The organism is Bacillus sp. FSL R5-0286 (assembly GCF_038593245.1).
GTDB lineage: Bacteria > Bacillota > Bacilli > Bacillales > Bacillaceae > Bacillus > Bacillus altitudinis.
The window spans coordinates 3,000,242-3,012,804 of the sequence record NZ_CP151977.1 but is presented as its reverse complement, the minus strand read 5'-3'; the positions used below and the strand labels follow the sequence as shown (position 1 = coordinate 3,012,804).

The window sequence follows — 12,563 nt, the reverse complement described above, 5'->3', positions numbered from 1 at the left end:
GAGGATTATTGATGACATTAGAAACGAAATTATCAGTAGATCAAGATTATGTCAAAAGCTTCTCCGAGAAGCATCAGGAACCGGCATGGATGAGTTCCCTTCGCTTACAGGCTCTTGAAAAAGCAGAAGACCTTCCAATGCCAAAGCCTGACAAAACGAATATTTCTAAATGGAATTTAACCAATTTCAAACAGCATACAGTCGAAAGTGCGCCATTTGGATCTTTAGAAGAGCTTCCTGAAGAAGTGAAGTCTCTTATTGATTTAGAGGACACAGATAAGACAGTCTACATTCAGCGTGATCAAACGCCAGCATACTTGTCTCTTTCTACGGAAGCAAAAGACAAAGGCGTGATCTTCACTGATATCCATACAGCGATTCGCGAACATGGAGACCTAGTGAAGAAATATTTCATGACAGATGCAGTGAAAGTGGATGAGCACAAACTAACAGCTCTACATGCTGCTTTAGTGAATGGCGGAGCTTTCCTCTATGTACCGAAAAACGTAGAGCTTGAAGCACCAATTCAAGCCGTTTATCTTCATGAAAATGACGAAACAACGTTGTTCAACCATGTCATCGTTGTAGCAGACGATCATAGTGCTGTGACATATGTCGAAAACTACATCAGTACGGCAACACCAGAAGAAGCGATCTTCAATATCGTGTCTGAAGTCTTCACGGGTGCAAATGCCCGCGTCACTTACGGTGCAGTGGATAACCTTGCAGAAGGTGTGACAGTCTATGTGAATAGACGTGGTATGGCAAATGGCCGTGACAGTAAAATCGAATGGGCGCTTGGTCTGATGAATGATGGAGATGTCGTGTCTGAAAACATCACGAAGCTTATGGGCGACGGTACATTCGGTGATACAAAATCAGTTGTTGTTGGCCGCGGGAATCAAACGGAAAACTTCACAACAAGCATCATCCACTTTGGTAAAAACTCTGAAGGGTATATCTTGAAGCATGGTGTCATGAAGGATCAAGCATCTTCTATCTTTAACGGGATTGGTAAAATCGAGCATGGCGCAACGAAGTCAAATGCAGAGCAAGAATCTCGTGTTCTCATGCTGAGTGAGAAAGCACGCGGTGACGCTAACCCAATTCTTTTAATCGATGAAGATGATGTAACAGCAGGGCACGCTGCTTCTGTTGGGCGTGTTGATCCAATTCAACTTTATTACCTCATGAGCCGTGGGATTTCCAAAGAAGATGCAGAAAGACTTGTCATTTATGGCTTCTTAAATCCAGTCGTCAAAGAACTGCCGATTGAAGGAGTTAAAAAGCAGCTCGTTTCTGTGATTGAAAGGAAAGTAAAATAATGAATATCAAAGACGTTCGTGAGCAGTTTCCAATCCTTCATCAGCAAGTGAACGGACATGATTTGGTGTATTTGGACAGTGCAGCGACATCTCAAAAACCACGAGTTGTCATTGATGCAATGAATGAGTATTACCGGTCTTACAACTCGAACGTCCACCGGGGTGTTCATACCCTTGGCACAAGAGCAACGGACGCATACGAGGGTGCAAGAGAAAAAGTTCGAGCATTCATTGGCGCTTCTTCTGTCCAGGAGATTATTTTTACTAGAGGTACAACAACAGCACTGAACACAGTGGCAATCAGCTATGCAAGAGCAAACCTCAAAGAAGGCGATGAGATCGTCATTACGCATATGGAGCACCATGCGAATATCATCCCTTGGCAGCAGGCAGCAAAAGCAACTGGCGCCACATTGAAATATATTCCGTTACAGGAAGACGGCACGCTGTCGCTTGAAGATGTGAAGCAAACCATCACACATCAAACGAAAATCGTTGCTGTCACACATGTCTCAAACGTATTAGGAACCATCAACCCAATTAAAGACATCGCAAAGATTGCTCACGATCACGGTGCAATTATCGTCGTCGATGGTGCCCAGAGCACCCCTCACATGCAAATTGATGTTCAGGACTTGGATTGCGACTTTTTCGCCTTCTCTGGGCATAAAATGTGTGGACCGACTGGCATTGGTGTTCTTTACGGGAAGAAGGACCTTTTGAATAATATGGAGCCTGCTGAGTTTGGCGGTGAAATGATCGACTTTGTGGATCTATATGATTCTACATGGAAAGAGCTGCCGTGGAAATTTGAAGCGGGAACACCGATTATTGCAGGAGCAATTGGGCTCGGAAAAGCGATTGATTTCTTAAATGACATCGGAATGGAGGAAGTCAGCCGTTACGAGCATCAGCTTGCGACTTATGCACTTGAGCGCTTTAAGGAGCTTGAAGGTGCCACGGTTTACGGACCGCAGCACCGAGCTGGACTTGTGACGTTTAACTTAGACGACGTCCATCCTCATGATGCCTCAACTGTTCTAGATACGGAAGGTGTCGCCATTCGTGCTGGACATCACTGTGCACAGCCGCTCATGAAATGGCTTGGTGTATCAGCGACTGCAAGAGCAAGCTTCTATCTGTACAATACAGAAGAGGAGATTGACGAGCTCATGGCAGCGCTCCGTAAGACAAAGGAGTATTTTACGAATGTCTTTTAATGTAAACTTAGACACACTGTACAGACAAGTGATTATGGATCATTATAAAAATCCGAGAAACAAAGGTGTGTTAAACGACAGCATTGTCGTCGATATGAACAACCCTACGTGTGGTGACCGCATTCGTCTCACGATGAAAATCGAAGACGAAAAAGTCATCGATGCGAAATTTGAAGGAGAAGGATGCTCGATTTCGATGGCATCTGCCTCTATGATGACGCAGGCTATTAAAGGGAAAGATATTGAAACAGCTTTGAAAATGTCTCAGATTTTCTCCGATATGATGCTAGGAAAAGAATACGACGATTCCATTGATCTTGGTGACATTGAGGCGCTGCAGGGAGTCGCAAAATTCCCAGCGCGCATCAAATGTGCAACATTATCCTGGAAGGCGCTTGAAAAAGGCGCATCTGCCGAAGATAACGGCAAATCATAAGATTGGAGTGAAAATGGATGGCTAAAAAAATGCCAGATGTTGGTGAATATAAATACGGCTTTTCTGATAAAGACGTTTCCATTTTCCGTTCAGAGCGCGGACTGACAAAAGAGATCGTTGAAGAAATTTCTCGTATGAAAGAAGAGCCTCAGTGGATGCTCGACTTCCGTTTGAAATCTCTTGAGCACTTTTACAACATGCCGATGCCACAATGGGGCGGAGATTTAAATGCATTAAACTTTGATGAAATTACGTACTACGTAAAACCATCAGAACGCTCTGAGCGTTCTTGGGATGAAGTACCAGAAGAAATCAAACAAACCTTTGATAAGCTTGGAATCCCTGAAGCAGAGCAAAAGTACTTAGCAGGTGTATCTGCTCAGTATGAATCTGAAGTTGTGTATCACAACATGAAGCAAGATCTTGAAGATTTAGGCATTGTGTTTAAAGATACAGACAGTGCATTAAAAGAGAACGAAGACATCTTCCGTGAGCACTGGGCAAAAGTCATTCCTCCGACTGACAACAAATTTGCTGCGCTTAACTCGGCTGTATGGTCTGGTGGTTCATTCATCTACGTACCAAAAGGCGTAAAAGTAGATACACCACTTCAAGCATACTTCCGAATCAACTCTGAGAACATGGGTCAGTTCGAACGTACACTGATCATCGTTGATGAAGGCGCACACGTGCATTACGTAGAAGGTTGTACAGCTCCAGTTTACACAACAAACTCACTTCATAGTGCGGTTGTTGAAATTATCGTGAAAAAAGGCGGCTACTGCCGTTATACAACGATTCAAAACTGGGCAAACAACGTCTTCAACCTTGTGACGAAACGTACAGTATGTGAAGAAAATGCAACAATGGAATGGATTGATGGAAACATCGGTTCTAAGCTGACAATGAAATACCCAGCGGTTATCCTAAAAGGTGAAGGCGCTCGTGGTATGACATTAAGTATTGCCCTAGCAGGTAAAGGTCAGCACCAAGATGCAGGTGCGAAAATGATTCACCTTGCACCAAACACATCTTCAACGATCGTATCGAAATCGATTTCCAAACAAGGCGGTAAAGTCACATACCGTGGAATCGTACACTTCGGACGCAAAGCAGAGGGTGCACGCTCAAACATCGAGTGTGACACACTCATCATGGATAACAAATCAACATCTGATACGATTCCTTACAATGAAATCTTAAACGACAACATTTCATTAGAGCACGAAGCGAAGGTATCAAAAGTATCAGAAGAACAGCTATTCTACTTGATGAGCCGCGGAATTTCGGAAGAAGAAGCAACAGAAATGATCGTCATGGGCTTCATCGAGCCATTCACAAAAGAACTACCAATGGAATACGCCGTTGAAATGAACCGTTTGATTAAGTTTGAGATGGAAGGTTCTATTGGTTAATAAAAAACATTGATACACAACGCTTTTTGAAGGCATTTGATTTCGAGTGATACCGTTATGATACCACTTGTTAATCAAATGCCTTCATTGCGTTGTGTTTTCTTTCGTTATAAAGGTGACCATATGTGTTAGCAGTCTGTTGGATGCTATCATGTCTCATCAATTCTTTAACTAAATATATGTCGACGCCTTTATTAATTAAGAAAGAAGCGTAACTATGTCTTAGATCGTGTATTCTAAGTTCTGGGAAAACTTCTTTGAACTTTTTGTAAAAGTGTGAATAATGATATGGTTCCATCCCTCCAAAAACATAATAATTCTCATTAAAACCATAATATTTTTCTTGGGATTCATGTTTCATTTGAGAGAGCATTTCCTTAATGGAAACATGAAAAGGAACATAGGCTTGGCTTCCTAATGTTTTTGTGTTTCCTAATGTGCGATTGACTATATCGAGTGAGAATTCAACGTATAATTGAGCTTCTTCTAAGTGAATATTTCTCCATTGTAATGCCATAGCTTCTCCCACACGCAATCCTGTATAGAACATGAGGATTGCTAATTCTTTGTAGTATAGATGGTTTATATTCTTAACTTTTTTCTCAAAAAAGTCTTTCTTAATAAAATTTGTTTTAGGTTTTTCCCTTTTGATTGCTGGTACTAAGGTTGTTGGGTCGTCAGTAAGTTTAAAATATGCAATTGCATGATTAATGGTTGCTTTGAAATTTGAGTATGCAGTTCTTGCGCTGTTTAAAGAATCAAAGTGATCTTCTAAATATTCTTTAAACTCTAAAACCTGTTGTGGTTTTATATCTTTTATTTTTAATTTACCGAAGAAAGGCTCTATATGATTTCTATATTCGTTGGTTTTTCTTCTTATTGTTTTTTTAGCAAGTGCTTTATAACGAATGTAATGAGTAAAAACAGTATCAAATGTAGCCTCAGTGCTAAATTTATCTTTTTTCTGACTTATAAAATTTGCTTCTGCTTCTTTCGCTTCTCTTTTAGTTTTGAATCCACGTATTAATTTTTGTTTGCTCCTTCCGAAGGAATCCTTGTACCAAGTTTTAAAGTACCAAGTTCCTCTAGCTTCATCTTTATATTGTGGCAAAGCAGTCACCTCTAATGCTAAAATTTAACTTCACTATACCACAAAACTTGACTAATAGTACGTTTTTTATGATTTAAACTAGACAAATGACCAAAAACGTCATATAATTCAATTCACATGGTATAATAAAGAAGAATTAGAATTTCTTGAATTTATTGAATAATTTCGTCATAAATCGACAATATCTTTAAAATAGGTATGTTAAATTTTAAGGAAAATGGTGATTTGAATTGAAATCAGTTGATGTAAGAGATCAGCTAAAGAAACTAATCGACATTAATCCTTTAAGTCAAAATGAAATTGCAAAGAAATTGGGGGTTAGTTCAGGTTACATAAGTAAATTTATTAATAAAAAACAAGAAATTGCTTTTTGGATGGTTTATGAGTTGGTCTGTTTTTTAGACTCTGAAAATGAACAAGAATTGATGAAAGGCTTCATAGATATAATAAAAAGAAATGAAAATATACGTGCTTCTCTAGAATATTCACATAGTAAAAATTATAGAGAACTGACCGATATATTAATTCAAAGATGTTCTTTAGATAGCAATCAAGAGAATGAAGAGTGGGGATTTATTTATAAGTGGCAGCTTCAATCTAAAAGAATGGTTTACTATGATGAAGAAAGTTATTTGAAAAATTTGAAAGCATTAACGCCAAAAACTTTAGAAATGAAAACACTACTCATGATTTTAGAAATGTATTGTCACTTTTTTAAAAAGAGATATGAATTGGCTGCTTACTATGTCAGAAATATAAATGATTTAATATTAAATATTCAAGATCCCTTTATTACAAAATCATTTAAATGTAGACTGAATGAAGCAAGTGCATACATTTTCTTGAAAAAGGATAACGATATTCTAAATGCAAGAAAAATAGCCGATGAATTGATTGAAGAAAATCTTGGGCCTAATTATTTAATAACTGGATACTTTGTCAAAGGTCTTTCTTTTTTTCTAGAATCCTATGAAATGGCGAGCCATTGTTTTGAAAAGGTCATAGAGATTAGCAAGAAAATAGGACGTAATTCTACATTCGAGGAAACATGTGAACAATTAGGCTTATTGCAAATTTTTTGGGAGAAACCTCTAAACACCGAAAAAAGTAGCCGTTTTGTAAGAGCTTTAGCTAGTCTAAAAAATATTGACCAGTTCAGTAGTGAAAGTAAATATGTCCCTTTAATTCTTTTGTTTGAAGGAAAAAGAAAGCAAAATAAAGAAAAACTGTTGTTAGCAATGCACTATTTCTATACTCAAAAAGATAATTTTAGAGCCAGTATTCCAAGGTATTTGCTTGAGAGACTGGGAATCCAATTTAATAATAATGAAGGAGGTGAATATGTGTGAAATTAAAAATTACATTATTTTTATCAGCTGCGGTTTTAGTATCAGCATTGAATCATATATGGCAGCTAAACAATACAAATCAAGCTGCTGATCCGGCAATTGGTATGAGTATAAAAAATCCAAAGTATTATTAAAAAAAGAGACGTCGCCTTTTTAGGCAGCGTCTTTCGTTATTTTTACAGGTGTTTCCCAAATCCTATAAACAAAGAAATAGGAAACACTGAATGTCTGGGAGGGTGTCAAATGAAGAAGGAGAATATTATTTATGAAAATTTTATAGAAGAATTAAAAAAGTTACTTTCAGGTGAAAGTAACAATTCTAAGAATCAATATCATTTTTCGAAACCCGATAGGCTTTTAAGACTTCGAGCATGAGTTTCAATTCATCATCAGAAATTTCTTGATCATCTACTTTTAAGATATTGAATTTATTTTTTATGTTTTCTAATGATAAATCTTTTTCAAATATCAATTCTTTTTCGGTCTCATTGAAATTTTTTAATTCATCATCTTTGATAAAGAAATAAGATTGATCTACATCAAAAAAGTCAGCCATTTTTTTGAGTAATGTAATTGAAGGTGGTTGTCCTTTTTCAAGTTTAGATAAATAACTGTCTGTAATACCTAAATTCTCGGCAACATATTTTTGAGTATACTTTTTTTGTTTTCTTAGTTTCTTTATTTTTTGTCCGACTAAGTTATCCACTTACATTTCACCTACTCGCTAAAGGGTTAGCATCACACAATGTATTATATCATGAAGACTTGACATATAGTTTAAAAAAAGTGTCAAAAAGCCTTGTAAGATAAAACTAAAGGTGATATACTTTATTTATCGTCATATATGTCAAGTTTGTGGAAGGGGGGAAATGATTGAACGTTGGGGCTTTTGTTAAGAAAGTCAGAAAAGAATATTTTCTAACTCAAGAACAATTTTCAATAAGGCTGGGCGTTTCTAACTCCTATATTAGCAAAATTGAAAGAAATAAGGTTAACCCTAGTTTAAAATTCTTGAAAATATTATCTAAGGAGTTTAGCGTACCACTTCAAAATTTTTTTAAATAAAAATCGTCATATATATCAAGTTTTGGTGGTGGGAATATGAAACATTTTTATAATTCTAATGATGTAAAAGAATTATTGAGTTTAAAATCTTTAAGAACGGCACAGTTAAGAGTTCAAAAGATGAATGAAGAACTAAGTTCATTGGGTTATTGGGTGGAGAAGGGGAAAATCCCTATAAAATATTTCCATGAAAAATATCCCTTCATTAATAAGACAGGGTGAAAGGGTTTGATGAAATGGTTTTAAAAGACACAAATTTTGTGATGAAAAAGGCTGTATCATTAGCCAAAAACCTTGAAGGTAACTGGTCTGTAAGAATGAAGATGGCACTAAATGAAGTGTACATAGACCATTATTTATCGCAGCCGTTAACAAAAGAGGTTATTGAAAAGCTTCTATTAAAAGGAATTTCATTCCGCAGGATTAAAAAGCATTTTAAAGTTGGCATGGATGAAATTTCTTCTCTTCTCGCAAAATGAATAGTGTGAGTTTACACCACTATATGAGAGGTAGAGAAATGAAAGGTAGTGAAGTGGAATGAGTCTTTTGGAACTTTTCAATCAATCTCTAAAGAGATTTGAAGATGAAAAAGAACCTATTACACTTTCTTTAGCCGTTGTCATTCAAAAGAAAATTGATGACGGATTGAACGAAGAATTTGAGGAATTTCACGAATGGTTTAGAAAAAAATATTACGATGTAAAAGGAAATCCATTGTTCTATTTTAGAATGCCGATGGTTGATGAATCGCCTTTAATTTATGGGGAGACGCCTAGAGTTCTGTTGCTTAATGGTCCTTACATAGGTGGGGGCTGCTAGAAGGGAATGACGATCTTTGAAAAATACATATAGACAAAAAAAGCGCCCTTGACTGAATCAAGAACGCCGATAATAAAACCTAGACAATTTTATTATAAGGCTTCTTGAATGAAATGTCATGCGTGAGTATTTGACGATTAACAGTAATCATGTTTCAAATACTGTAGCAGGCTAGAAGAAGCGTGCGAAATAGCTGTATGCAGCTTGATGATCATAAATGGTCTACTAGGTTGCCATGACTGGCTATGCTGTGAGCGACTAATAAGCGCCATGATGACGAGGTCGGAGCGATTCTTTTTTTAAAAATAAAAAATCGTGATGAACACGTAAAATGAGGAGACTTATATAATGAAATTTAATTTTATCGTACCTAATGAAGAAATGACTTTTGGAAAATTAAGATTCATGGGATTAAACCGTGAGCGCTATACTTACGTTGATGGAAAAAGAACTGATACCATTGAATCAAGAGTGTACAATATTGCTTCTAGCGTGCAGGGTGGTCAAGTTGAGGTAACGTTACCTGGTCACATTGAGCCTAAAGATTTTACTGATTTTGTTGAAGTTGATCTTGTTGAACCTAAGATCACAGCAATGGCGATGAGTTCAGGCAACTTTGCTAGTGTTACTTGGAAAGTGGAAGCTGCTGATATTGTATTGAAAGGTTCATCATCAAAAGCTGCTGTAACAGCAAATAACGAGAAGAAGTAATACTATGATGGAATTACATGAGAAGTATAAATGTCCTCATTGTAATAATCCGATTATTTTTAAGGAAATTGAAACAACTCTTGATTATTATGTTGATGAAGAAGGTAATAAATCCTTTATTGAGTCGTTCGAGTGTCCTTGTTGTGGGATTTTATTAAGCCAATAGAACAGGTACATTAATAGTGTGCCTGTTTTTTAATTGGAGGGGTTTTAGAAATGATTTTTAAGTGGGTAACCTAAAATGTTGTGGAAATATAAAGGGATTAGGATAAAACCAAGACATAAAAGAAACGTTTTGAAGACAGGTGCATTAATAAGTGTGCCTGTTTTTTTGTTGCTCATGATACTGTTTTGGAAAGATCACCTTTGGAGCTTGTATGAAAAAGGGATAGAAAATACATTTCAACACTTCACTTTTAATGTTCTTTTAATCGTTACAAGTTTATTGGTTTCAATCATAGTGCCTATTGCTTTGATATTAGTTTGGTATTTCATTTTTCATCAAAGTTACAAAAAGATTTATCACAGACAGAAAATAGCACGTATGATATTTTCCAATAAATTTTACGAATCAAAAAGTGTTAGGAGTAAGATTACAGAAAAAAATGTTCAAAAAATATCGTATTTCCCAAAATTCTATTATCGAGTAAAAGACAATCATATCATCATCAAAATTGCTATGGATATGAGTCGTTTTCAACAAAGATTTATGGAATTAGGTAGGGAGTTTGAAAACGGCTTATTTTGTGATTTGGTATCAACTGATATGGAAGATGGTTTTTTTACCTACAAACTGCTTTATGATGCAGGGCGAAACCGAATAGGGATCAATGAAGCATTAGTTGAAAAAGGGTCTATGACTTTAATGAAACATATTAAATGGGGGTTTGATAAACTGCCACATATGCTCATTAGTGGTGGTACAGGTGGAGGAAAAACATACTTCATTCTTACTCTTGTAAAGTCTCTGGTTGCATCTGGGGCAGATGTGCGTATATTAGACCCCAAAAATGCTGATTTAGCTGATCTTGAAGAAGTTTTGAAGGGAAAAGTGTATTCAAGAAAAAATGGCATCATGATGACTTTACGGAAGTCTGTTGAGGACATGATGCAAAGAATGGATGATATGAAAAATCATCCGAATTATAGAACTGGTGAAAACTATTCCTATTTGGGATATGAGCCTGTTTTTATCATATTTGATGAGTATGTGGCGTTTATGGATATGCTTACTTTTCAGGAGCGAGAAACTGCAATACAGGATATTAAACAAATTATCATGCTTGGCAGACAGATGGGCTTTTTTCTCATTGCAGGTGCTCAACGTCCAGATGCGAAGTATTTTGCGGACGGAATACGGGATCAGTTTAATTTTAGGGTCTCGTTGGGTCAAATGAGTGAAACAGGCTACGGTATGTTGTTTGGTGATACTGAGAAGTCATTTGTAGATAAAGGTATTAAAGGCAGAGGGTATGCCTATGCAGGTACAGGAAACATAATGGAATTTTATAGCCCTTTAATACCCAACGGTTACGATTTTATAGAGGAAATCCGACTGGCTGCCAAAGGAACGCAGGGCGCGCAGGCGGCGACAGCCGCAAGCGGCAGCGATAGCGCCCAAGTGAACTGGGAGGAAGGAATGAGCGAAGCGAATGACGGGGAAAGTGAAACCCCCCCACGCTAACAGGGGGGTAGTAATCGACTAAAATGAAAACAAACAACGTTGAAAACCCTTTAGTGTCAATGGTTGACTACATAAGGGTTAGTTTTAAAACACATGATGTTGATGACATAATCGAGAATATCCTGCACATTAACAGGGATTTTATGACGGAGAAACAAACCGGCTTCTATGGTTACGTTGGTACTTGGGAAATGGACATGATTAAAGTCTTTTACAGCGCCGAAGGTGATGATAGAGGGACTTTAATAGAACTGTCTGGTAAAGGATGCAGACAGTTCGAGTCCTTCTTAGAATGTCGAAAAAAGACATGGTTTGACTTCTTTCAAGAATGCCTTGATCGAAATGGCAATTTCACGAGACTAGATATTGCAATAGACGATAAAAAAACATACTTCTCTATCCCTCATCTGTTGCGTAAGGCGCAAAAAGGTCTTTGTGTATCAAGGTTTCGTAAATCAGATTACAACGGTTCTTTTGATTTGATAGATGGGCGGATAGGAGGAACGACCATGTATTTTGGGTCGAAGAAGTCAGATGCTTATCTGTGTTTCTATCAAAAAGGGTATGAACAAGCAGCAAGATTCAATATTCCAGATGATGAAATAGAGAATTGGAATAGATATGAAATTCGTTTGAAGAACGATAGGGCAAAAAGTGCTGTGGATGCACTAATTCATGAAAGAAACATGACGTATATTGCATTGAGGGTAATTGCCAATTACATTCGTTTTGTAGATGCTCATGAAGAAAACAACAGGGAAAGTTGGAAGACAAGTAAGTTTTGGGAGAAATTTATAGGTGATGTTGAAAAACTTCAACTGTATACAAAGCCCGAAACAGACTTTTATGAAAAATCTCGAAATTGGTTAAAAAATTCATGCGCCCCTACAATGAGGATGGTGTTAGAAGTTGATAAAGCCATAGGGTCAAACGATCTTTCGGATATGGTTATTAATGCTGAAATGGCAAAAAAACATGAAAATATGCTTGATGTTTACTTGGCTGATATTGCTGACATGGTGGTTTAAAACATATTGCTAATGCTATTAAACACAGGTGGTGCGTATGTGGCTTGTGTCAACGGTACCGGAACGAAGTGAGGATAAGGAGTTGAAACAATCAGCGCCCCCAAACCCTTTTAATGTCTCAAAAGGTCATCACACCTTTTGAGCTGCCTACCGGCGAGGGAGTCCCCCATGATTGGGGGAATAGGGGGGTGAGTTTTTAATCTTGACGGGGTGCTGTTTTTGGAAGTGCTGATGTTCATGCTTGGCGGAATTACAGCAATTTTACTTTTGTTGTTTCAATCGAAGAGAGGTATTTGAAAAAAGATTTAAAAGGATAGTCAAATGACTGTCCTTTTTTCTTTGGATAAGAAAGGGGAGGTTTTCTTGAAGGAAGGATTTCATGAATTAAAAATACTACCTC

The 12,563-nt window shown here is 37.1% G+C and carries 15 protein-coding genes; 13 read left to right on the top strand and 2 right to left on the bottom strand.

Going from position 1 to position 12,563, the window contains the following annotated elements; translation table 11 throughout:
• Positions 1 to 11: 11 nt before the first annotated feature.
• Genes sufD through sufB form a run of 4 tightly spaced genes read left to right on the top strand, consistent with a single transcriptional unit; the run spans position 12 to position 4,396 of the window.
• Positions 12 to 1,325: a Fe-S cluster assembly protein SufD gene (gene sufD, locus NST24_RS15640; RefSeq protein WP_008347022.1), complete on the top strand. Its 1,314-nt coding sequence runs from the start codon at positions 12 to 14 to the stop codon at positions 1,323 to 1,325.
• On the top strand, positions 1,325 to 2,545 hold the full coding sequence (locus NST24_RS15635) for a cysteine desulfurase (RefSeq protein WP_035389339.1): 1,221 nt from the start codon (positions 1,325 to 1,327) through the stop codon (positions 2,543 to 2,545). The genes sufD and NST24_RS15635 overlap by 1 nt, the downstream gene beginning before the upstream one ends.
• Positions 2,535 to 2,981 carry a Fe-S cluster assembly sulfur transfer protein SufU gene (gene sufU / locus NST24_RS15630; RefSeq protein ID WP_008347017.1) on the top strand — a complete coding sequence of 149 codons (447 nt, stop codon included), beginning with the start codon at positions 2,535 to 2,537 and terminating at the stop codon, positions 2,979 to 2,981. Before NST24_RS15635 ends, sufU begins: the two co-directional genes overlap by 11 nt.
• A gap of 17 nt (positions 2,982 to 2,998) precedes the next feature.
• On the top strand, positions 2,999 to 4,396 hold the full coding sequence (gene sufB, locus NST24_RS15625) for a Fe-S cluster assembly protein SufB (RefSeq protein ID WP_007500362.1): 1,398 nt from the start codon (positions 2,999 to 3,001) through the stop codon (positions 4,394 to 4,396).
• A 70-nt stretch (positions 4,397 to 4,466) separates the two neighbouring features.
• On the opposite strand, the gene NST24_RS15620 is transcribed toward sufB, so the two are convergent.
• On the bottom strand, positions 4,467 to 5,516 hold the full coding sequence (locus tag NST24_RS15620; RefSeq protein ID WP_327821659.1) for a tyrosine-type recombinase/integrase: 1,050 nt from the start codon (positions 5,514 to 5,516) through the stop codon (positions 4,467 to 4,469).
• 221 nt (positions 5,517 to 5,737) lie between these two features.
• On the opposite strand from NST24_RS15620, the gene NST24_RS15615 reads away from it, so the two are divergent.
• Entirely contained in the window at positions 5,738 to 6,856 is a 1,119-nt protein-coding gene (locus NST24_RS15615) for an AimR family lysis-lysogeny pheromone receptor (RefSeq protein WP_342461976.1), read from the top strand.
• Entirely contained in the window at positions 6,853 to 6,990 is a 138-nt protein-coding gene (locus NST24_RS15610; RefSeq protein WP_268412662.1) for a hypothetical protein, read from the top strand. Before NST24_RS15615 ends, NST24_RS15610 begins: the two co-directional genes overlap by 4 nt.
• Before the next feature lie 185 nt (positions 6,991 to 7,175).
• Here NST24_RS15610 and NST24_RS15605 read toward each other — a convergent pair whose 3' ends face one another.
• Positions 7,176 to 7,562 (bottom strand): helix-turn-helix transcriptional regulator, encoded by a 387-nt coding sequence (locus tag NST24_RS15605; RefSeq protein WP_012009095.1) that lies wholly within the window; start codon positions 7,560 to 7,562, stop codon positions 7,176 to 7,178.
• Positions 7,563 to 7,729: 167 nt separating this feature from the next.
• Between NST24_RS15605 and NST24_RS15600 the strand changes: the two genes are divergently transcribed.
• The 7 genes from NST24_RS15600 to NST24_RS15570 all read left to right on the top strand — a co-directional run bounded on the left by NST24_RS15600 (position 7,730) and on the right by NST24_RS15570 (position 12,163).
• Positions 7,730 to 7,921, top strand: coding sequence for a helix-turn-helix transcriptional regulator (locus NST24_RS15600; protein ID WP_342461975.1), 192 nt, complete (start codon positions 7,730 to 7,732; stop codon positions 7,919 to 7,921).
• 36 nt (positions 7,922 to 7,957) lie between these two features.
• Complete coding sequence (locus NST24_RS15595) at positions 7,958 to 8,143, top strand: hypothetical protein (RefSeq protein WP_268412664.1); 186 nt, start codon at positions 7,958 to 7,960, stop codon at positions 8,141 to 8,143.
• Positions 8,144 to 8,157: 14 nt separating this feature from the next.
• Positions 8,158 to 8,400 carry a hypothetical protein gene (locus NST24_RS15590; protein WP_342461974.1) on the top strand — a complete coding sequence of 81 codons (243 nt, stop codon included), beginning with the start codon at positions 8,158 to 8,160 and terminating at the stop codon, positions 8,398 to 8,400.
• Between the two features lie 58 nt (positions 8,401 to 8,458).
• Positions 8,459 to 8,740, top strand: a complete 282-nt coding sequence (locus NST24_RS15585; protein WP_342461973.1) for a hypothetical protein — start codon at positions 8,459 to 8,461, stop codon at positions 8,738 to 8,740.
• Between the two features lie 348 nt (positions 8,741 to 9,088).
• Complete coding sequence (locus tag NST24_RS15580) at positions 9,089 to 9,451, top strand: DUF961 family protein (protein ID WP_073415211.1); 363 nt, start codon at positions 9,089 to 9,091, stop codon at positions 9,449 to 9,451.
• A 241-nt stretch (positions 9,452 to 9,692) separates the two neighbouring features.
• Positions 9,693 to 11,135, top strand: coding sequence for an FtsK/SpoIIIE domain-containing protein (locus NST24_RS15575; protein ID WP_342461972.1), 1,443 nt, complete (start codon positions 9,693 to 9,695; stop codon positions 11,133 to 11,135).
• A gap of 23 nt (positions 11,136 to 11,158) precedes the next feature.
• Positions 11,159 to 12,163, top strand: coding sequence for a replication initiation factor domain-containing protein (locus NST24_RS15570; protein ID WP_342461971.1), 1,005 nt, complete (start codon positions 11,159 to 11,161; stop codon positions 12,161 to 12,163).
• Positions 12,164 to 12,563: the final 400 nt, after the last annotated feature.

Excerpts from the sequence above, each read along its gene's own strand:
- sufD (WP_008347022.1), top strand. The coding sequence starts at position 12 with ATGACATTAGAAACGAAATTATCAGTAGATCAAGATTATGTCAAAAGC.
- NST24_RS15635 (WP_035389339.1), top strand. The coding sequence starts at position 1,325 with ATGAATATCAAAGACGTTCGTGAGCAGTTTCCAATCCTTCATCAGCAA.
- sufU (WP_008347017.1), top strand. The coding sequence starts at position 2,535 with ATGTCTTTTAATGTAAACTTAGACACACTGTACAGACAAGTGATTATG.
- sufB (WP_007500362.1), top strand. The coding sequence starts at position 2,999 with ATGGCTAAAAAAATGCCAGATGTTGGTGAATATAAATACGGCTTTTCT.
- NST24_RS15595 (WP_268412664.1), top strand. The coding sequence starts at position 7,958 with ATGAAACATTTTTATAATTCTAATGATGTAAAAGAATTATTGAGTTTA.
- NST24_RS15590 (WP_342461974.1), top strand. The coding sequence starts at position 8,158 with ATGGTTTTAAAAGACACAAATTTTGTGATGAAAAAGGCTGTATCATTA.
- NST24_RS15585 (WP_342461973.1), top strand. The coding sequence starts at position 8,459 with ATGAGTCTTTTGGAACTTTTCAATCAATCTCTAAAGAGATTTGAAGAT.
- NST24_RS15580 (WP_073415211.1), top strand. The coding sequence starts at position 9,089 with ATGAAATTTAATTTTATCGTACCTAATGAAGAAATGACTTTTGGAAAA.
- NST24_RS15575 (WP_342461972.1), top strand. The coding sequence starts at position 9,693 with ATGTTGTGGAAATATAAAGGGATTAGGATAAAACCAAGACATAAAAGA.
- NST24_RS15570 (WP_342461971.1), top strand. The coding sequence starts at position 11,159 with ATGAAAACAAACAACGTTGAAAACCCTTTAGTGTCAATGGTTGACTAC.